This window comes from Actinomadura macrotermitis, assembly GCF_009604375.1.
Taxonomy (GTDB): domain Bacteria; phylum Actinomycetota; class Actinomycetes; order Streptosporangiales; family Streptosporangiaceae; genus Spirillospora; species Spirillospora macrotermitis.
Window position 1 is genome coordinate 653747 of the sequence record NZ_WEGH01000001.1, and the last position, 18216, is coordinate 671962.

Sequence of the window (18216 nt, forward strand, 5' to 3'; positions counted from 1 at the left end):
TCAACGGATGCCGAGGCCCATGCTGAACTTCGTTGCCCGCAGGCTCGCCGCGGGGGCGGTGCTCCTGTTCGTGATCTCCTTCCTGTCCTATCTGCTGCTGTCGGTCCCGCACCTGGACGTGGGCCGCCAGCTCCTCGGGTCCGGCGCCGCCCAGGACCTGGTCGACGCCAAGAACGCCGAGCTCGGCCTGGACCGCCCGGTGCCGGCCCGGTACGCGGACTGGCTGGCGCACGCGGTGCGCGGCGACCTCGGGACCTCCTGGTTCACCGGCGAGGACGTGCGGCAGGCCGTCGGCACCCGGCTGCCGGTCACCGCCAGCCTGATGATCGGCGTCCTGCTGGTCACCGCCGCGGTGTCGCTGCTCCTCGGCGTGTGGGCCGGCGTGCGGCGCGGCCCCGCCGACCGCCTGGTGCAGATGCTCGGCGTCGCCGGCTACGCGCTGCCGGGCTTCCTGGTCACCCTGGTCATCGTGGTGGTGTTCGCGGTGCGGCTCGGCTGGTTCCCCGCCATCGGCTACACCGGACTCACCGAGTCGGTGCCGGGCTGGCTGTCCACGATCACGCTGCCGGTGCTGTCGCTGTCGCTGGCCGGCGTCGCGGGCGTGTCCCAGCAGGTCCGCGGCGCGGTGATCGACGTGCTGCGCCAGGACTACGTCCGCACGCTGCGCGCCCGCGGGCTGCCCCCGTCGCGGATCCTGTTCCGGCACGTGCTGCGCAACGCCGCCGCCCCCGCGCTCACCACCCTCAGCCTGCAGTTCGTCGGGCTGCTCGGCAGCTCGGTGCTGGTGGAGCAGATCTTCGGGCTGCCCGGCATCGGCAGCATGACCGTCACCTACACCACCCGCGGCGACATCCCGGTGATCATGGCGCTGGTCATGGTGACCGTGGTCCTGGTGGTCGCGGTCAACCTCGTGGTGGACGTCCTGATCGGCTGGCTCAACCCCAGAGCGAGGAGCGTATGAGCGAGACCCCGCCGCCCGCCGCCGCCCGCCGGTCCGGCGCGGCCCGCCGCGTCCTGCGCAACCCGCTCGGGCTCGGCTCGGCGCTCGTGCTGGCCGTCATCGTCGCGGCCGTCCTGCTGGCGCCCGTGCTCAGCCCGCAGGACCCCGACCTGGCGAGCCTGCGCGACTCCTTCGGCGGGCCCGGTCCCGGCCACCCCCTCGGCCTGGACTCCGCCGGCCGCGACATCGCGTCCCGGCTGCTGTACGGCGGCCGCGCCACCCTCGGCGGCGCGGTGCTCGCCGTGCTGGTCGCGCTGGCGGCCGGCGTGCCGGCGGGGCTGCTGGCCGGCTACCGCGGCGGCCGCGTCGACGCCGCCGCGAACTGGGTCGTCAACCTGGTCATGGCGCTCCCGGCGATGGTGGTGCTGCTGGCCTGCCGCGCCATCCTCGGCCCCACGGTATGGGTGCTGATGGTCGTGCTCGGCCTCCTGGTCGCGCCCGCCTTCTTCCGGCTGGTGCGCGGCATCGTCGCCGGCGTGCGCAACGAGCTGTACGTGGACGCCGCGCGGGTGTCGGGCCTGTCCGGCACCCGGATCGTGGCGCGCCACGTGCTCGTCGTGGTGCGCGGCCCCATCATCATCCAGACCGCCCTGGTCGCCGGCATCGCCATCGGCCTGCAGGCCGGGCTGGAGTTCCTCGGCATCGGCAGCGGCTCCGCCCCGACCTGGGGCGCGATGCTGAACGAGGCGTTCAAGAACATCCAGCGCGCCCCGGGGATGATCGTGTGGCCGGGGCTGGCGCTCGGCCTGACCAACGCGTCCCTGGTGCTGCTCGCCGCCGCGCTGCGCGACGCGCTGGAGGACCGCGGGACACCCCCGGCGCGCCGCCGGCCCCGCCCGCCCAAGGCCGCTCCCCCGCCCGGCGGCGAGCCCGGCCGCGCCGGGCTGCTGTCGGTGCGCGGGCTGACGGTCGCCTACGCCCTCGCGGACGGCCGTTCCAAGCAGGTCGTGCACGGCGTGGACCTGGACGTGCGGGCCGGGGAGATCGTCGGGCTGGTCGGCGAGTCGGGGTCGGGCAAGACCCAGACGGCCTTCTCGATCCTCGGCATCCTGCCCGAGGGCGGGCACGTCGGCGCGGGCAGCGTCACCGTCGAGGGCCTGGAGATCGTCGGCCTGCCCGAGCGGGCGCACCGCGCGCTGCGCGGGAACGCCGTCGCCTACATCCCGCAGGAGCCGATGAGCAACCTGGACCCCTCCTTCACCGTCGGCGCCCAGCTGATGGAGCCGATGCGCCACCGGCTCGGGATCTCCCGGGCCGAGGCCCGGCGCCGCGCGCTGGACCTGCTGCGCATGGTGGAGATCACCGAACCCGAGCGCGTGTTCGGGTCCTACCCGCACGAGATCTCCGGCGGCATGGCGCAGCGGGTGCTGATCGCCGGGGCGATGTCGTGCGACCCCGGGCTGCTCATCGCCGACGAGCCGACCACCGCGCTCGACGTCATGGTGCAGGCCGAGGTGCTCGGCCTGCTGCGGCGGCTGCAGCGCGAACGCGGCCTCGGCGTCCTGCTGGTGACCCACGACCTCGGCGTCGTCGCGGACGTGTGCGACCGGGTGGCCGTGATGCACGACGGCCGCATCGTCGAGACCGACACGGCCGAGCAGGTCCTGAGCGACCCGCGCGACCCCTACACCCGGCGGCTGCTCGGCGCGGTGCTGGACCACGCGCCGGCCCGCGCGCCCTGGCAGCCTGCGGCAGAGGAGACGGTGTGACGAAGGACGACGACCTGCTGGTGATCGAGGACCTGCGGGTCTCCTTCCCCGGCAAGGGATGGCGCGCCGCGCCGAACGAGGTGCTGAAGGGCGTGTCGCTGAACGTGCGCCGCGGCGAGACGCTCGGGCTGGTCGGCGGGTCCGGGTCGGGCAAGACGACGATCGGCCGGGCCGTCCTCGGGCTCGTCCCGGTGGGCTCCGGCGGCATCACCTTCGCGGGCGAGCGCATCGAGCGGGCCACCGGACGGCGCCGCAGGCTGCTCAGCCGCGACATCCAGGTCGTCTTCCAGGACCCCTACACCTCGCTGAACCCGTCCCTGACCATCGGCGACACGCTGTCCGAGCCGCTGCGCGCGCAAGGGCAGGGCCGGGCCGGCGCCCGCCGCCGCGTCGGCGACCTGCTGGAGCGCGTCGGGCTGCCGGCCGACGCCGCCTCCCGGCTGCCGCGCGAGTTCTCCGGCGGGCAGCGCCAGCGCGTCGCGATCGCCCGCGCGCTGGCGATCGGCCCGAAGCTGATCGTGTGCGACGAGCCGGTCTCGGCGCTGGACCTCACCACCCGCAAGACCGTCCTGGACCTGTTCCTGGAGATCCAGGAGCGGACGGGGGTGTCCTACCTGTTCGTCTCGCACGACCTCGCGGTGATCCGGTACATCAGCCACCGGGTCGCCGTCATCCACCATGGCGAGATCGTGGAGACCGGCGAGGCCGCCGAGGTGACGACCCGGCCGCGGCACCCCTACACGCGGAACCTGCTGCTGTCGGCGCCGGTCGCCGACGTCGCCGGGCAGCGCGCGCGCAGGGAGGCGTTCGAACGCGCCTACGCGGGGCCGAACACTTCCGCCGAGCGGTAGTAGCCGCCCCAGCCGAGGCGCTCCCACCAGCCGCGATGCGCGGACAGGCGCCCGCGGTAATCGTCCCAGCCGGTCTCCGCGGACGTCCACGCCTTCTCCGCGATGCCCGGCAGGCGGGGCAGCAGCAGGAACGCCAGGTCGTCGAAGTCCTTGACGGTCTCGCACCAGATCGCGGCCTCCACGCCGGCGAGCCGGGCGCCGGCCGGGATCTCCGGCATGGCGTCCGGCCGCCAGGCGAACAGCTCCCGGCACGTGCGCGGCTCGTAGGAGCCGAAGCCGACCTCGGTCCGCCGGGCGGTCTGCCCGTCCAGCAGCGAGTCCTCGGCGTAGCGGCGGTCCAGGTACAGGAAGCTGCTGGCCGAGGCGAGCACCGGCGCGCCGGCGGCGACGGCCGCCGGGACGTCGCGCCCGGCCTCGGCGAAGGCCTCGGCCATCATGTCGACGAACGGCAGGTACTCCGGCGGCGCCGTCGCGCGGGCGGCCTCGGCGTCGAACTCGTCCCCGCGGCCGATCCACGCCTGCACCGTCTCGTGCGGCGTCAGCGCGCCGGACCGCGCGCCCTCCTGCCAGACGACGACCTTCTTCCCGGTGCCGCGGGCGATCTCCAGCGCCCGCGCGGCGAACCGCGCGTACAGCTCGGGCGGCATGCCGAACGCCTCGTCGCCGCCGAGGTGCAGGTACGGCCCCGGAGTCAGCGCGGCGAGCTGCCCGAGCGTCTCGGTGACGAACCGGACCGCCTCCTTCGACCCGGGGTCGAGGAAGGCCATCTGCCGATGCGCGGGCTTGTGGTCGCCCTGCAGCCCGGGGTAGGCGCGGACGGCCGCCAGCACGTGGCCGGGCATGTCGAGCTCGGGGACGATCGTGACGAACCGGGCGGCCGCGTACGCGACGATCTCCCGGTAGTCGTCCTGCGTGTAGTAGGGCCGGCCGCCCTCCTCCGCGGTGAGCTCGCCCTCGGGCCAGCACGCCGGGTCGGTGAGGCGCGGCCAGCCGTCGATCTCCAGCCGCCAGGACTGGCTGTCGGTGAGGTGCAGGTGCAGCACGTTGAACTTGTACAGGGCCAGCAGGTCGACGACCTTCTTGACCTGGGCGACGGTGAAGAACCGCCGCGCCACGTCCAGTGACAGCCCCCGCCACGCCAGGGCCGGGGCGTCGCCGATCCGCACCCCGGGCACCACCGAATCCGGCCCGATCAGCTGCGCGAAGGTGGTGGCGCCCCGGAAGAGCCCTTCGGCGGAGGACGCGCGCACCGTGGCGCCGTCCTCGTTCACCGTCAGCTCATGGCCTTCTCCGGGACCGGCCGCGGCGTCCAGCGCCAGCACCAGGTCTCCCTCGCCGCCGGCCTGGACGACCGCGTCCACCCCGTGCACGCGCGCCAGCAGGTCCGCGACGACCTCCCCCAGGCCGCGCAGCTCCTGCGACGGCACCGCGACGCGCACCCGGGCGCCGAGCCGCAGGCCGGGCCCTTCCGGCGTCATCCGCCGGGGCAGTGGAACGATCAAAACCGGCTCCTTCGCCGTGCCTGTGCGGGCGCATGCCCGCTATGCCGGTGTCTCACCCTGCCGTGCGCCGGGTCACTCGCGGTGGTGGGCCTCGCCCGGCCAGGACGTGACCGGCTCCTCGGGCTCGGGGTCCACGCCCGGGACGACCTGCTCGCACCACACGACCTTGCCGGCGGCGGTGCGGCGGGTGCCCCAGCGGCGGGCCAGCTCGCTCACCACCAGCAGGCCGCGGCCGTTCTCCTCGTCGTCGGCGGCGTGCCGCAGCCGCGGCAGCGCCGCGGAGCGGTCCAGCACCTCGCAGACCAGGGTGCGCTCCAGCAGCAGCCGCAGCTGGATGCCGCCGGGCGCGTACCGCAGCGCGTTGGTGATCAGCTCGGACGCCAGGAGCTCGGTGGTGTAGGCCAGGTCCTCCAGGCCCCACTCGGCGAGCTTGGCGCGGACCAGGCCGCGGGCGCGGCGGACCGCGGCCGGGTCGGTCGGCAGCGACCAGGACGCGCACCGGTCGGCGGGCAGCCGGCGCAGCCGGGAGATCAGCACCGCGATGTCGTCGCGGTGGTGGTCGGCGTACACGCCCGCCAGGGTGGCCTTGGCCATGTCCTCCATCGAGCGGGTCGCGGTGCCGGGCCCGAAGATGCCCTTCAGCCGCGCCAGGCCGTCGTCGATGTCGCGGCCGCGGTTCTCCACCAGCCCGTCGGTGTAGATGACGAAGACGCTGCCGTCCTCGACGGTGAACTCGCGGCTCTCGATCGCGGCGCCGCCCGACACCCCGAGCGGCGGCGCGGGCGGGATGGACAGGTACTCCTTGGCGCCGTCCGGGCCGACCAGCAGCGGCGGCAGATGGCCCGCCGAGGCGATCTCCAGGGTGCCGGTGGTGGCGTCGTAGACGGCGTACACGCAGGTGGCGAAGTGCGGCTCCTGCTCGCCGAGCTCGACCATCAGCTCGTGCATGACGCCGAGCGCGTCGGCGGGCGGCAGCTCCAGGTTGGCCAGGGTGTGCAGCGCGGTGCGCAGCCGGCCCATGGTGACCGCGGCGCGCACGCCGTGCCCGGCGACGTCGCCGACGATCAGCGCGACCCGGGCGCCGGGCAGCGCGATCGACTCGTACCAGTCGCCGCCGACCTCGACCAGCTTGCTGCCGGGCAGGTAGCGGTGCCGCACCTCGACGGTGGAGGGCGCGGTCAGCCGGTTCGGCAGCAGGCTGCGCTGCAGGGTGAGCGCGGTGGCGCGCTCGCGGCTGAACAGCCGGGCGTTGTCGATGACGATCGCGGCGCGGGCCGCGAACTCCATCCCGATCTCGACGTCGTAGGCGTCGAAGCGACGGAACCCCGGCACCCGGGTGCAGGCGATGAAGCCGAGCAGGGTGTCGCGGGCGATCAGCGGCAGCAGCACCATCGACACGCCGGTCAGCAGGTCGCCGGCCGGGCCGCGGCGCCACCGGGCGGCGATGTCGCCGGCCGTCTCGGCGGCGACGTGCGGCAGGTGGACCGGCCGCGCGCTGTCCAGCACCTGCCGGTAGGGGGTGCCCTCGGGGTAGATGAGGACCTCGCCGACCGGGAAGGTGGCGGTCCACATGGGGTTGTTGTCGTCGGAGGTGACCGCGAGGCGGCGCAGCACCGCCGAGCCGGACTCGGCGTGCACCTCGTCGGCGGCGACCAGGCTCTCCAGCACCATCACCGAGGCGGTGGTGCAGTAGTGCGGGACGATCACCTCGACCAGCTCGCGGGCCGACTGGTCCAGGTCCAGGGACGCGCCGAACCGGGTGAGCGGGTCGTCCATCAGGGCCCGCCGCATCAGCGCCGGGTCCTGGTAGCGCTCGCTCGGCGGCAGCGCCACCCGGACGAACAGCAGCCCGGCGGGCCGCTCGCCGGGGTCGCCGACCATGGGCTGGGCGGTGACCACGGCGTCGGTGGTGGCGCCGTCGCCGCGCCGCACGGTCAGCATGCCGGTGCGCTCCTGGCCCGCGCCGACCGCCTCCAGCAGCGCCTCCAGGTCGGCCTTGGCCTCCTCGCCGACCAGGTCGGCGGCGGGGCGGCCGATGAGGGCCGCCGCGTCGTGGCCGAGGACGGCCGGGGCGTTCGGGCCGCACTGCACGATCCGGCGCCCGCCGTCGATGCCCAGCACGAGCGTACGAGAAGCGGAATCGTTGGCGGGCGCATCGCCACGCGGCGCCATCACGGATCTCACCTGACGCGCTCCAGACCGGTCGTCATACCACTCCCCTGCGCCAGTATGGGGCATGAGGCGTGATCCCGGGGAGAAGATCACGCTTACTGGACCGAAATGGTGAAGATGATCCTTAAAGGGCGATTCCGCGGAGCAGCGCGTCCACGACCCGCTCGGGATAGTCCGGCGGCAGCGCCTCCTGGGAGGCCGGCATCCCGAACGCGCCGATGAGCATCGCCAGGGTGACGTCCAGGTCCAGGTCGGGCCGCAGCTCGCCGCGCTCGATCCCGAGGCGCAGCGCCGCCCGCATCATCTCCCGGCGCGGCTCGATGACGTCCTGCCGGTAGCGGGCGAACAGCTCGGGGTACTTCTCGGCGCTGCCGAGCAGGCTGTGGAAGCAGCGGCCGTGCGGCCCGCGCCGGCCGGCCGCCAGCGCGCGGGCCACCATGAGCAGGTCCTCGCGCGCGGACGCGCCGACCGGCGGCGGCACCGGCGCCTTGGCCGTCGCCAGCGCCCCCACGATCAGCGCCTCCTTGTTGGGCCAGCGGCGGTAGATCGTGGTCTTGCCGACCCCCGCCCGGGTGGCCACGGCCTCGATGGAGACCCCGGCCACCCCCGTCTCCTCGGCCAGCAGCTCGAGGGTGGCGTCGACGATCGCCTTCTCGGCGCGCTCGCTGCGCGGGCGGCCCGGCGGGCGGGTGGTCATCGAATCGGTCATAGCGGGTTCACTTTATAGTCACACCCCGGCCGGTTCCTGCTCCGGCGTGGGCGTCGCCGCGGGCGCGTCGTCCCGCTCCTGCCGCCCCGGCATCCAGCGCAGCACGACCAGCGCGCCGGCGAAGGCGATGATCATCGCGACGAGCGACGAGACGTGCATCGCGTGCACGAACGCGGCGTTGGCGGGTTCGGCGAGGCTCGTCCCGGCCGCCCCCATCCGGTCGGCGACCGCGTGCGCGCCGGCGATGGACTGGCCGGCCGCCTCCCGCGCGGCGGGCGGCAGCTCGGCGAGCCGGTCGTGCAGGTCGCCGCGGTAGACCGAGGCGACGACCGAGCCGAGCACGGCCACGCCCATCGCGACCGCGACCTGGCGGGCGGTGTTGTTGATGGCCGACCCGGCACCCGCCTTCTCGCGGGGCAGCGCCGACATCACCGACTCGGTCACCGGCGGCATGACGTTGGCCATCCCGGTGCCCTGGACGAAGAAGACCACCCCGAGCACCCACAGCGGGGTGTGGGCGCCGACCGTCATGAACCCGCCGAGCGCGACGCCGACGAGCGCGAGGCCGACGGCGCACACCGCCTTGGCGCCGAACCGGCGCACCATCGCGGCGCTGCGCGGGGAGAAGAACAGCTGCGCCGCCGCGAACGGCAGCACCATCGCGCCCGACTCCAGCGGCGACAGGCCGCGGACCGACTGCATGTAGAAGGCGGAGAAGAAGAACACGCCGGAGGCGGCGAAGAAGCAGAGCGCGATCGCGGCGACGGCGACCGACATGCGCGGGTCGCGGAACAGCTTGACGTCGAACGCGGGGTCGGGGGTGCGCGCCTCGTGCCAGACGAACAGCGCGAGCACGGCCGCGCCGGCCAGGATCGGGCCGAGCACCGCGGGCGTCAGCCACGCGCCCTTGTCGCCGCCCTGGATGATGCCGTAGGACAGGGCGACCAGGCCGACGATCGACAGCAGCACGCCGAGCGGGTCCAGGCGGCCGGGGAGCGGGTTGCGCGACTCGGGCACCAGGAAGGCCATGAGCAGCGCCGACACCACGATGATCGGGACGTTGATCAGGAAGACCGAGCCCCACCAGAAGTGCGCCAGCAGCAGGCCGCCGGTGACCGGGCCGATCGCCACGGCGAGGCCGACCGCGCCGGCCCAGATGCCGATGGCGCGGGCCCGCTCGGCGGGCTCGAACACGTTGGTGATGATCGACAGGGTCTGCGGCATCACCGCGGCGCCGCCGAGGCCCATCAGGGCGCGCGCCCAGATCAGCTGCTCGGGCGACTGCGCGTAGGCCGAGGCCAGCGAGGCGACGCCGAACACCAGCATGCCGCCGACGAGCACCCGCTTGCGGCCGAGCCGGTCGCCGATCACGCCGAAGGTGAACAGCAGGCCGGCGAAGACGAGCGTGTAGGAGTTGATGGACCATTCGAGCTGGCCCTGGGTGGCGCCGAGGCCCTTGTGCGGGTCGGCGATGGTCTTCAGCGCGACGTTGAGGATGGTGTTGTCGAGCACCACCACCAGCAGGCTGAGCGTCAGCACGCCGAGGATGGCCCAGCGGCGGCGTTGGACGGTCTGCGGATCCAAGGAAGTCCTTCGGGGGGAGTTTCGGTACATCGGGAAGAAGAATCGATACGAGTTCGTTCCGTATCGAAGGTACGCCCCTTCCTAGCGATACGCAACCGTATCGTTTCGATAGCGCGCCGGGCCGCCGGTTCGAGATCCCGGAATGTCGGGGGTACCCGAATCGTTGTGGAAGTGGCACGATCGAACAGGTCTGGGTACGCCACCGTGGCGCCTCAAGACCGGAGGTAACTCATGTCTTCTTCTGCTGCGTCCGCACAGCCGACCGCCCTGTACGGCGGCCAGAGCGGGCGAAGGGTCACCGTACGCGACATCGCCGCGGCCAAGGAGCGGCACGAGAAGTGGCCGATGCTGACCGCCTACGACGCCCTCACCGCGCGGGTGTTCGACGAGGCCGGCATCCCGGTCCTGCTCGTCGGCGACTCGGCCGCCATGGTCGTCTACGGCTACGACTCCACCATCCCGGTCACCGTCGAGGACCTCATCCCGCTCACCGCCGCCGTCGTGCGCGGCTCCAAGCGCGCGATGGTCGTCGCCGACCTGCCGTTCGGCTCCTACCAGACCGGCGTCGCCGAGGGCCTGGCCACCGCGACCCGGTTCCTGAAGGAGACCGGCGCGCACGCGGTCAAGCTGGAGGGCGGCCGCCGGGTGCTGCCGCAGGCCGAGGCGATGGTCGCCGCCGGCATCCCGGTGATGGGCCACCTCGGCCTCACCCCGCAGTCGGTCAACGTCTTCGGCGGCTACCGGGTGCAGGGCCGCGGCCAGGCCGGCGACGAGCTGATGGCCGACGCCAAGGCGCTGGAGGCCGCCGGCGCGTTCGCCGTCGTGCTGGAGTGCGTGCCCGAGGACCTGGCCGCGCGGGTCACCGCGTCGCTGTCCATCCCGACCATCGGCATCGGCGCCGGCGACGGCACCGACGCGCAGGTGCTGGTCTGGCAGGACATGGCCGGGCTCACCCCGCACACCGCCAAGTTCGTCAAGAAGTACGCCGACCTGCAGACGATCCTCGGCGACGCGGCCCGCTCCTACGCCGACGAGGTCGTCGGCGGCGCCTTCCCCGCCCCCGAGCACTCCTACCACTAGCACCCGGCATCCCCGCCCGCCAGGGGACGGACGCCCGCGCTCAGGCGAGCGCGGGCGTCTCGCGTTCGGGGGTGATCTCCTCGCGCATGGTGTCCACGGCCGCGCGCAGCACGTCCGGGCCCGCCACGTTCATCAGCAGCAGCCCCAGGTTCAGCGCCCGCTGCCGGTCGGTCATGTCACTGCCCGCGAGCGCCTCCACCGCGGTGCGCAGCGCGGCCTGGTCCTCGGCCGGCACGTTCTGCAGCAGCCCGAGGCAGTAGGTCGGCAGCGCCAGCTTGGCCTCGGCGAACGAGACCTCGCGCATGATCTGCCCGGCCTCGGCGGCGCGGGTCTTGGCCTGCATCCGGTCCACGCCGCGGTCGGCGGCGGAGAGCAGTGAGGTGAGCAGCGTGCTCGGCCCGACCGCCACGTCCTCGTCGCCGACGCGGACGGTGAACACCGCGCTGCGGAAGACCATCATCGAGCCGAGGCTGGCGACCAGGATCTGGGTGGCGCCGGCCACATCCGGCGACTTCACGCCGAACTTCCAGCCGAAGGTGTGCAGGATCAGCAGCGAGCCGGCCCCGGCGGCGCCGTTGATCAGCACGTACGCCCAGGTGCTCGGCACCCGCACCAGCGTCATCGGGCGGTCCCGGTAGCGGCTGACCAGCTCGGCGACCCCGACCAGGCAGGCCAGCGAGACCGTGACGAGGTAACCGGTCATCCAGCCGACCCGCCCGCCGTCAGGCGGACCGCCTCCTCGGTGCCGGACTCCACGCTGACCAGGCCCCGGTCGCGCAGCAGCTCGACCGCCTCGGCGATCTCCAGCAGGCCGAGGCCGGTGCCGTAGCGGATCTGGTCGAAGGTCTGCGGGCCGTGCGCGGAGGCGAGCTGGTCCAGCACCTTGCGACAGGCGTCCGCCGGGTCGGGGCCGGCCGGGTGCGGCAGGAACGACGGCGGCATCCCCGACTCCCGCGCGGCCTGCGAGCGGGCCGCGCCCTCTCTGTCGGTGGGTGCGAGGAACGTGCTCCACGGATCCGCCGAGCGGTTCTGTCTCATGTTCACCTGCCCTGTCCCGGCCCGATCATAGGCCGCATCGGGGTCAGGGCGCCTGGAAGACCGCAAAAGGGCCTCCGCAGGCCGGGATCGGCGCCCGGGTCCGCCCACCTACTCCCCCACGTCAGCACTTGGACGCGCGGAAGTCGACTACCGCTCCCGTCAGTATCGCCTTAACCGGTACCGCCGTGCCGGGCGGAGCGGGCGGGGGGCGGCCCGCTCCGGAGGCCGGGATCAGACGTCGGTGATGCGCAGGCCCGCGTGCGCCTTGTAGCGCCGGTTGATGGAGATCAGGTTGGCGGTGAACGCCTCGATCTGGTGGGCGTTGTGCAGCCGGCCGCCCCAGACGCCGCGCATGCCGGGGATGCGGGCGGCGAGCGCCTGCACGGTGTCGGTGGCCTCGCGGTCGTTGCCGAGCACCAGCACGTCCAGCTCCATCTCGCCGACCCCGGGGTCCAGGAGCAGCTTGGCCGACACGTGGTGGAACGCCGCGACCACCCGGCTGTCGGGGAGCACGGCGGCGGCCTGCTCGGCGGCGCTGCCCTCCTCCACCGGCAGCGCGTACGCGCCCTTGCCCTTCTCGAAGCCGAGCGGGTTCACGCAGTCCACCACGATCTTCCCGGCCAGCTCGGCGCGCACCGACTCCAGCGTCGCCCTGTGCCCCTCCCACGGCACCGCGACGATCACCACGTCGGCCTGCCCGGCGGCCTCGGCGTTGGCCGCGCCGCGCACCGGCAGGTCCGCGCCGAGGTCGTCGGCGGCCTCCTGCGCCCGCTCGGCCTTGCGGGAGCCGATGACCACCTGGTGGCCGGCCAGCGCGAACCGGCGCGCCAGGCCCTTGCCCTGGTCGCCGGTGCCGCCGAGGATGCCGATGGTCAGACCGCTCACATCGGGCAGGTCGTGCGGGCTCTTCTGCTGCTCAGTCATAGCGCCGAGTCTGCCAGGTGGTCATCGGGGCGAAACCACCTGCCCCGGGCGGCCGGTACGGCACCATGAGAGCCGTGGACGCCGAACAGGTCACGATGCTGCGCGAGGTGCTGTCGGCCACCGGCTGGCTGGAGCGCACCGAGGAGTTCGGGCGGGCGCTGCGGATGTCGACGCGCACCCCGGGCGGGCTGATGCTGGTCGGCACGCCCGCCGAGGAGCCCTGGCACCTGGCCGCCCACCTGGACGACGAGAGCCGGCTCGCCCGGCTGCCCGGCCTCGCGCCCACCCTGGTGCGCTGGTCGCCCCCGCCCGGCGCCCCGCCGCACCTGGCCGTCGGCCTGGAGCGGCTGGAGGCGGCGCGGCGCGGCGAGACGCTGTTCGTGGTCGCCGAGCGGGAGGCGCCCGTCCCGCTGCTGGAGCGGGTCGACGACGCCCGCCGCACCGGCGCGGTGATCCTGTCGCTGGACGGCGGCGACCGCGAGCTGCGCGGCCTCGCGCACGAGACGCTCACGGTGCCGCCGGACGACGCGCTGGTGTCCTTCGACGGCGCCCAGCACCTGGTCAGCGCGGCGGCGGGGCAGCGGCCCGTGGTGCCGGCCGCGCGGCGCCGGCCCGGGCTGCGCGACCGGCTGGCCAGGCTGCTGGACGCCGTCAGCGGCCCCACCCTCGACTAGCGGTCAGTCGTCGTCGTCCTGCTTGCGCCACGCCTCGTTGCGCTGCCGGGCCAGCTCCAGCGCGCCCGCCGCCGCCGACTCCGAGGGGTAGGGGCCCATTCGGTCCTTGTCGGGGCACCCGGGGCCGTGCTCGACCTTCATGTGGGTCAGGCAGAACCACCAGTCGCCGTCGTTCTCGCTCATCACATTTCTCCGATCTTGTCGCCGCCCCGGATCGTGCCCCGATCCGGCTGACTACACTCCACACCATGACGACCGAGCTTCTCCGGCCAGGACAGGTATCGCCCATGCGCAAGGTTCCGGCGCACATCCCGCGCCCGGAGTACGTGGGCAAGAAGCGGCCGAAGACCGGCGAGCCGGACGTCAAGTCCCCCGAGATCATCGAGAGGATGCGGGTGGCCGGCAAGATCGCCGCGCAGGCGCTGCAGGAGGTCGGCAGGCACGTCCGGCCCGGGATCACCACCGACGAGCTGGACGTCATCGGGCACGAGTTCCTGCTCGCGCACAACGCCTACCCCTCCACCCTCGGCTACCGCGGGTACCCCAAGTCGCTGTGCACCTCGGTCAACGAGGTGATCTGCCACGGCATCCCCGACACCACGGTGCTGCGCGACGGCGACATCATCAACATCGACATCACCGCGTTCGTCGACGGCGTGCACGGTGACACCGACGCCACATTCCTGTGCGGCGACGTCGACGAGGAGTCGCGGCTGCTGGTCGAGCGCACCCAGGAGGCGATGATGCGCGGCATCCGCGCCGTCCGCCCCGGGCGCGCGCTGAACGTGATCGGCCGGGTGATCGAGTCCTACGCCAAGCGGTTCGGCTACGGGGTGGTGCGCGACTTCACCGGCCACGGGATCGGCACCACGTTCCACTCCGGCCTGGTCGTTCCGCACTACGACGACCCGTCCGCGACGACGGTCATGCAGCCGGGCATGACGTTCACCATCGAGCCGATGCTGACGCTCGGGTCCTTCGACTACGACATGTGGGACGACGGCTGGACCGTGGTCACCAAGGACCGCAGGCGCACCGCGCAGTTCGAGCACACGCTCCTGGTGACCGATGACGGCCATGAGATCCTGACACTGCCCTGAGCGTTCCGGGAACGCCTCGTCACAGAGCACACCCCGCGGGAGTCGCCTCCGATGAACGTGCCGGCGCCGTACGAGCCTCGTGTCCCCTCCGACAGCATGCCGCCAGGCCGCGCGGCGCTCAGCGTGACCTGGGCGGCGCTGCCGTTCCTCAGCCTCGGCTTCGCCACCCCGTTCGTCTTCGGGGCGGCGGCGCTGTGGCGGCGCTCGGTGCACCTGCTGGTGTCCTCGGCCGCCTACATCGCGGTGTTCGCGCTGCTGATGACGATGCTGCCGGACGCCTCCGGCGACGACGGGTCGCAGAGCGCCGCCGGGGCGCTGATGTTCGCGCTGGCGGTGGTGGGCTGCGGGCACGCGTTCCTGATCCGGCGCCGGGTGTTCGACCCCGACGGCCTGGCCGGCATCGGCAACGACGCGGTGGTGGAGCGCGTCCGCCAGCAGCGGCTGCTGCGACAGAAGGCGCGGGCCCTCGCCGCGAGCGACCCCGGCCTCGCCCGGGAGCTGCGGATCGGCCGCCCGGACCTGCCGCGCCAGTACAAGGACGGCGGGCTGATCGACGTCAACCACGCCCCGGCCGAGGTGCTGACGCTGCTGCCGGGCGTCACCCGGGAGCTGGCCGGGCGGATCGAGCGGGTGCGGGAGGAGGCCGGCGGGTTCATGTCCGCCGAGGAGCTGTCGGCGCTCGCCGGGCTCCCTCCCGCGATCACCGGGGACGTCGCGGACTACGCGGTGTTCATCCGCTGACGTCCCCCGCTAGTAGGCGACGGTGATGCGGCGCCCCACCGCCTGGCCCTTCTCCAGCTCGTCCACCAGCGCGACGGCGTAGTCCTCGGCGGTGATGAAGCTGGTCCCCTTGTCGTCGGCGAGCACCTGGTCGCCGCCCACCCGGTAGTGCCCGGTGCGCTCGCCCGGCTCGATCGCCGCGGCCGGGGAGATGTAGGTCCAGTCCAGGTCGCCGGCCTTCTCCCGGAACAGGCCGAGCAGCTCGCCCTGGGCGAGCGCCTCCTGCTTGTACATCTCGGGGAAGTCCGGGGTGTCGACCAGGCGGACGCCGGGCGCGGCCTCCAGGCTGCCCGCGCCGCCGACCACGACGACGCGGCGGACGCCGGCCTCGCGCGCGCCCGCGATGACGCCCTCGCCGGCGGCGAGCAGCGGCGCGACGGTGGGCGAGCCGTCGCGCGGCGGCGAGACGGCGAGGACGACGGCGTCCTTGCCCGCGGCCAGCGCGGCGACGCCGGCGGCGTCCGCGGCGTCCAGCCGCTCGGTCCCCGCGGCGCCGCCGCGGGTGGTGCCGGTGACCTCGATGCCGCGGGCGCGGGCCTCGGCGGCGACGCGGGAGCCGATCATCCCGGTGGCGCCGATCAGCAGGATCTTCATGGTCTGGACCTCCGTGCTCATGGTGACGGGCTTGACGGTATCCATCGGATACTGGTTACTTCAATGTGCCCTTGATATCTTCTGGAAACTATGGAGAACGGCGACGCTTTCGATCCGAACTGCCCCACCCGGCTGATCCTCGACCGCATCGGCGACAAGTGGTCGGTCCTGGTGGTGCTCTCCCTGCGCGAGGGCCCCCGGCGCTTCACCGAGCTGCGCGACGCGATCGGCGGCGTCACCCCCAAGGTCCTTACCCAGACCCTGCGGGCGATGGAACACGACGGCCTGCTCACCCGCGAGGTGTTCGCCGAGGTCCCGCCCCGGGTGGAGTACACGCTGACCCCGCTCGGGCAGTCGCTGCACGCGCCGATCCGGTCCGTCACCGAGTGGGCCGAGCGGAACGTGCACGCGGTCCTGGCGGCGCGCGCCGCGCACGCCGGCTGACCCGGAACCGCGCCGCGCACCGCCCCGTCCAACCGGACGAACCGCCCCTACGGCGTGCCGCCCGCGATAACGATCTTTAGCGGGCTAACCTGCGGGTCGGGACACCGGACGATTGCGGGGGAACCGGCGCGATGATGGGGAAGACGCACGCGCTCAGCGGGGCGCTGCTCTGGCTCGGCGCGATGCCGCTGCTCAGCCAGGACCGGCTGCTCGGCGAGCACGCCCTGCACCTGGACGCCAAGCAGCTGCTGGCCGGGGCCGTGGTGTGCGCGGGCGCCGCGCTGCTGCCGGACGTGGACCACCACAACGGCCGCATCGCCAACACCTTCGGCCCCATCACCAACGTCTTCTGCAAGTACGTCGGGAAGATCTCCGGCGGGCACCGGCACGCGACGCACTCGCTGCTGTTCGCCGCCGGGATGGGCTGGGCGATGGACTGGCTCGCCACGAACTACGTCTACGGCTGGTGGGCGGCGCTGTTCGTCATCGTCGGGTTCGGCCTGCGCGGCGTCGGCCTGGACTTCGAGGGCAAGGAGCCCCAGTCGGCGATCGCCGACTGCGTGCTGGCGGCCATCGCGGTCTACCTGATGCACGACCTGGACATGACCTTCGTGGGCTTCGCGGTCTTCCTCGGCTGCGTCGCGCACGTGATCGGCGACTGCCTCACCCCGCGCGGCTGCCCGGTGCTCTGGCCGATCCCCTGGCGGATGGAGGTGCCGGTCATCCCGCGCACCGACGGCAAGGTCGAGCGCTGGGTGGTCGCGCCGCTGCTCAGCCTCGGCGTGGCGATCCTGGCGGTCCGCTCGGTGCTCGGCGACGTCGGCGCCCGCTGGCTGACCAAGGGCTGAACCGCCCGGAACGGGACGAGGCCCCGGGGGGCGTGGACCCGGGGCCTCGCGCATGCGGCGCTCAGAAGCGCAGTACCAGGGCGATCCGGCCGTGGTCGACCAGGAAGCCGTCGGAGACGAAGGTGACCTCGCCGCCGTACTCCAGCGCGGACTCGATGACGTTGTCCACCGCGTCGTCCACCACGTCGGCGCCGCGCAGCGCGCCGGGCCTCCCGTCGACCGGGACGAACTCCCCGCCGTCCGTCTTCACCGCGGAGGCGTAGTAGCCGCGCTCGACGACCAGGTGCTCGCCGCGGCCCTCCTCCACCATCCGCATGACGTCGGGCAGGCCGGCCGCGTAGCGGTCCAGGCCGCGGGCGGCCTCCAGCTCGGTGAGGACGGCGACCTCGCGCAGGTCCTCGTAGGCGGCGCGCACCGGCCGGGCCAGGTCGGCGAGCACCGCGGGCGGCGCCTCGTCGTAGCTGCCGTCGATGCGGCCGGCCACGGTCGTCTGCGGCGCGGCGTACTCGTCGAAGAGCGCCTGGTGGCGGGTGACCGCGGCCACGATGACCGGCCGGCGGTCGTGGGCGAGCACCTTGTCCAGCGCGCTGACGGCCTTGCGGACCAGCTGGCGCTGCGGCTCGTCCTTGTTCGGCGAGCCGCCGGGCGCGGACCGGTTGCCGAACTTCTCGTCCAGCCGCAGGGGCCGCACCGGGAAGCCCGCGCCGGCGTGCTCGGTGATCTCCTCCCCCTGCACGTCCATCAGCCGGGTGCACTGCTCGGTCAGCACCAGCAGCCAGTACTTGGAGCTGCGCGAGCGGGTGTAGGCGGCGACGAGGTCGCGGGTGGCGAAACTGGTGTCGACGATCACCCGCTCGTCGACGCTCTGGTCGATGGTGAAGACGTGGTGCTCCCCGTCGGGGCCGGCGAACAGCACCAGGCCGTCCTCGGCCTCGCGGCGCAGGTCGAGCTGCTGGCTGGCCTCCTCCAGGGTGCGGTACATCCGCTCGGCGATGTCGTCGGTGACCCTGGTGTCCTCGTGGAGCCGGCGGCGCACCTCCGTCAGCAGGTTGCGCAGCCGGATCGGATCCTGCTGGTTCTCGGGCGGGCGGCGGGACGTCGGCATGAGCACCGAGACCGCGGGGTAGGCCCGCGGCTTGCGCAGTTCGGACAGAGTGGCTGCGTCCATTGATCCCCCGATCGGATGGGCTGTTCCTCTGTGCCTCAT

19 protein-coding genes are annotated in these 18216 nt (G+C 73.5%); 9 read left to right on the forward strand and 10 right to left on the reverse strand.

The genetic code is table 11. The annotated features are described in order from the left end of the window. Positions 1 to 19: 19 nt before the first annotated feature. From ACRB68_RS02960 to ACRB68_RS40910, 3 genes are read left to right on the forward strand one after another with little or no spacing between them, the layout of a single operon-like run. Positions 20 to 961 (forward strand): ABC transporter permease, encoded by a 942-nt coding sequence (locus ACRB68_RS02960; RefSeq protein WP_153530712.1) that lies wholly within the window; start codon positions 20 to 22, stop codon positions 959 to 961. Then, on the forward strand, positions 958 to 2709 hold the full coding sequence (locus ACRB68_RS40905) for a dipeptide/oligopeptide/nickel ABC transporter permease/ATP-binding protein (RefSeq protein WP_153530713.1): 1752 nt from the start codon (positions 958 to 960) through the stop codon (positions 2707 to 2709). Before ACRB68_RS02960 ends, ACRB68_RS40905 begins: the two co-directional genes overlap by 4 nt. Then, on the forward strand, positions 2706 to 3560 hold the full coding sequence (locus ACRB68_RS40910) for an ATP-binding cassette domain-containing protein (protein ID WP_328593680.1): 855 nt from the start codon (positions 2706 to 2708) through the stop codon (positions 3558 to 3560). Before ACRB68_RS40905 ends, ACRB68_RS40910 begins: the two co-directional genes overlap by 4 nt. Here the strand turns inward: ACRB68_RS40910 and ACRB68_RS02975 are convergent. The 4 genes from ACRB68_RS02975 to ACRB68_RS02990 form a co-directional block, all read right to left on the reverse strand. Beyond that, on the reverse strand, positions 3527 to 5062 hold the full coding sequence (locus ACRB68_RS02975) for a beta-N-acetylhexosaminidase (RefSeq protein WP_153530714.1): 1536 nt from the start codon (positions 5060 to 5062) through the stop codon (positions 3527 to 3529). The genes ACRB68_RS40910 and ACRB68_RS02975 overlap by 34 nt on opposite strands. 72 nt (positions 5063 to 5134) lie before the next feature. Then, on the reverse strand, positions 5135 to 7183 hold the full coding sequence (locus ACRB68_RS02980; RefSeq protein WP_328593681.1) for a SpoIIE family protein phosphatase: 2049 nt from the start codon (positions 7181 to 7183) through the stop codon (positions 5135 to 5137). 175 nt (positions 7184 to 7358) lie between these two features. Next, on the reverse strand, positions 7359 to 7943 hold the full coding sequence (locus tag ACRB68_RS02985; RefSeq protein ID WP_153530715.1) for a TetR/AcrR family transcriptional regulator: 585 nt from the start codon (positions 7941 to 7943) through the stop codon (positions 7359 to 7361). An 18-nt stretch (positions 7944 to 7961) separates the two neighbouring features. Then, positions 7962 to 9527 carry an MFS transporter gene (locus tag ACRB68_RS02990; protein ID WP_235958716.1) on the reverse strand — a complete coding sequence of 522 codons (1566 nt, stop codon included), beginning with the start codon at positions 9525 to 9527 and terminating at the stop codon, positions 7962 to 7964. Positions 9528 to 9758: 231 nt separating this feature from the next. On the opposite strand from ACRB68_RS02990, the gene panB reads away from it, so the two are divergent. Then, a complete protein-coding gene (gene panB, locus ACRB68_RS02995; RefSeq protein WP_153530717.1) occupies positions 9759 to 10607 on the forward strand; it encodes a 3-methyl-2-oxobutanoate hydroxymethyltransferase in 849 nt (282 codons plus the stop codon). A 40-nt stretch (positions 10608 to 10647) separates the two neighbouring features. Here panB and ACRB68_RS03000 read toward each other — a convergent pair whose 3' ends face one another. From ACRB68_RS03000 to npdG, 3 genes are all read right to left on the reverse strand, one after another. Continuing rightward, positions 10648 to 11310, reverse strand: a complete 663-nt coding sequence (locus tag ACRB68_RS03000) for a hypothetical protein (RefSeq protein WP_153530718.1) — start codon at positions 11308 to 11310, stop codon at positions 10648 to 10650. Then, positions 11307 to 11645: a winged helix DNA-binding domain-containing protein gene (locus ACRB68_RS03005; protein WP_153530719.1), complete on the reverse strand. Its 339-nt coding sequence runs from the start codon at positions 11643 to 11645 to the stop codon at positions 11307 to 11309. Before ACRB68_RS03005 ends, ACRB68_RS03000 begins: the two co-directional genes overlap by 4 nt. Before the next feature lie 231 nt (positions 11646 to 11876). Then, positions 11877 to 12569, reverse strand: a complete 693-nt coding sequence (npdG, locus tag ACRB68_RS03010; protein ID WP_153530720.1) for an NADPH-dependent F420 reductase — start codon at positions 12567 to 12569, stop codon at positions 11877 to 11879. Positions 12570 to 12634: 65 nt separating this feature from the next. Here npdG and ACRB68_RS03015 point away from each other — a divergent pair, with 65 nt between their 5' ends. Next, complete coding sequence (locus tag ACRB68_RS03015) at positions 12635 to 13243, forward strand: hypothetical protein (protein WP_153530721.1); 609 nt, start codon at positions 12635 to 12637, stop codon at positions 13241 to 13243. A gap of 3 nt (positions 13244 to 13246) precedes the next feature. On the opposite strand, the gene ACRB68_RS03020 is transcribed toward ACRB68_RS03015, so the two are convergent. Beyond that, positions 13247 to 13426 carry a hypothetical protein gene (locus ACRB68_RS03020; protein ID WP_153530722.1) on the reverse strand — a complete coding sequence of 60 codons (180 nt, stop codon included), beginning with the start codon at positions 13424 to 13426 and terminating at the stop codon, positions 13247 to 13249. 65 nt (positions 13427 to 13491) lie between these two features. Here ACRB68_RS03020 and map point away from each other — a divergent pair, with 65 nt between their 5' ends. After that, positions 13492 to 14343, forward strand: a complete 852-nt coding sequence (gene map, locus ACRB68_RS03025; RefSeq protein ID WP_153530723.1) for a type I methionyl aminopeptidase — start codon at positions 13492 to 13494, stop codon at positions 14341 to 14343. Positions 14344 to 14439: 96 nt separating this feature from the next. Further along, positions 14440 to 15084: a ComEA family DNA-binding protein gene (locus ACRB68_RS03030; RefSeq protein ID WP_235958717.1), complete on the forward strand. Its 645-nt coding sequence runs from the start codon at positions 14440 to 14442 to the stop codon at positions 15082 to 15084. A 9-nt stretch (positions 15085 to 15093) separates the two neighbouring features. On the opposite strand, the gene ACRB68_RS03035 is transcribed toward ACRB68_RS03030, so the two are convergent. Continuing rightward, on the reverse strand, positions 15094 to 15738 hold the full coding sequence (locus ACRB68_RS03035; RefSeq protein ID WP_235958719.1) for an NAD(P)-dependent oxidoreductase: 645 nt from the start codon (positions 15736 to 15738) through the stop codon (positions 15094 to 15096). Positions 15739 to 15807: 69 nt separating this feature from the next. Between ACRB68_RS03035 and ACRB68_RS03040 the strand changes: the two genes are divergently transcribed. Together ACRB68_RS03040 and ACRB68_RS03045 are read left to right on the forward strand one after the other, a co-directional pair. Beyond that, positions 15808 to 16161: a winged helix-turn-helix transcriptional regulator gene (locus ACRB68_RS03040; RefSeq protein WP_153530725.1), complete on the forward strand. Its 354-nt coding sequence runs from the start codon at positions 15808 to 15810 to the stop codon at positions 16159 to 16161. A 131-nt stretch (positions 16162 to 16292) separates the two neighbouring features. Then, a complete protein-coding gene (locus tag ACRB68_RS03045) occupies positions 16293 to 17009 on the forward strand; it encodes a metal-dependent hydrolase (RefSeq protein WP_194293176.1) in 717 nt (238 codons plus the stop codon). A 61-nt stretch (positions 17010 to 17070) separates the two neighbouring features. Here the strand turns inward: ACRB68_RS03045 and ACRB68_RS03050 are convergent, their stop codons facing one another. Next, positions 17071 to 18177 carry a baeRF3 domain-containing protein gene (locus ACRB68_RS03050; protein ID WP_153530726.1) on the reverse strand — a complete coding sequence of 369 codons (1107 nt, stop codon included), beginning with the start codon at positions 18175 to 18177 and terminating at the stop codon, positions 17071 to 17073. Positions 18178 to 18216 lie beyond the last annotated feature (39 nt).

What these genes read in the sequence shown, in the direction of transcription:
- panB (WP_153530717.1), top strand. Translation starts at nt 9,759, where the DNA reads ATGTCTTCTTCTGCTGCGTCCGCACAGCCGACCGCCCTGTACGGCGGC.
- ACRB68_RS03050 (WP_153530726.1), bottom strand. Translation starts at nt 18,177, where the DNA reads ATGGACGCAGCCACTCTGTCCGAACTGCGCAAGCCGCGGGCCTACCCC.
- ACRB68_RS03040 (WP_153530725.1), top strand. Translation starts at nt 15,808, where the DNA reads ATGGAGAACGGCGACGCTTTCGATCCGAACTGCCCCACCCGGCTGATC.
- ACRB68_RS03035 (WP_235958719.1), bottom strand. Translation starts at nt 15,738, where the DNA reads ATGAGCACGGAGGTCCAGACCATGAAGATCCTGCTGATCGGCGCCACC.
- ACRB68_RS40905 (WP_153530713.1), top strand. Translation starts at nt 958, where the DNA reads ATGAGCGAGACCCCGCCGCCCGCCGCCGCCCGCCGGTCCGGCGCGGCC.
- ACRB68_RS03030 (WP_235958717.1), top strand. Translation starts at nt 14,440, where the DNA reads ATGCCGCCAGGCCGCGCGGCGCTCAGCGTGACCTGGGCGGCGCTGCCG.
- ACRB68_RS02960 (WP_153530712.1), top strand. Translation starts at nt 20, where the DNA reads ATGCTGAACTTCGTTGCCCGCAGGCTCGCCGCGGGGGCGGTGCTCCTG.
- map (WP_153530723.1), top strand. Translation starts at nt 13,492, where the DNA reads ATGACGACCGAGCTTCTCCGGCCAGGACAGGTATCGCCCATGCGCAAG.
- npdG (WP_153530720.1), bottom strand. Translation starts at nt 12,569, where the DNA reads ATGACTGAGCAGCAGAAGAGCCCGCACGACCTGCCCGATGTGAGCGGT.
- ACRB68_RS03015 (WP_153530721.1), top strand. Translation starts at nt 12,635, where the DNA reads ATGAGAGCCGTGGACGCCGAACAGGTCACGATGCTGCGCGAGGTGCTG.
- ACRB68_RS03000 (WP_153530718.1), bottom strand. Translation starts at nt 11,310, where the DNA reads ATGACCGGTTACCTCGTCACGGTCTCGCTGGCCTGCCTGGTCGGGGTC.
- ACRB68_RS03020 (WP_153530722.1), bottom strand. Translation starts at nt 13,426, where the DNA reads ATGAGCGAGAACGACGGCGACTGGTGGTTCTGCCTGACCCACATGAAG.
- ACRB68_RS03005 (WP_153530719.1), bottom strand. Translation starts at nt 11,645, where the DNA reads ATGAGACAGAACCGCTCGGCGGATCCGTGGAGCACGTTCCTCGCACCC.
- ACRB68_RS03045 (WP_194293176.1), top strand. Translation starts at nt 16,293, where the DNA reads ATGATGGGGAAGACGCACGCGCTCAGCGGGGCGCTGCTCTGGCTCGGC.
- ACRB68_RS02985 (WP_153530715.1), bottom strand. Translation starts at nt 7,943, where the DNA reads ATGACCGATTCGATGACCACCCGCCCGCCGGGCCGCCCGCGCAGCGAG.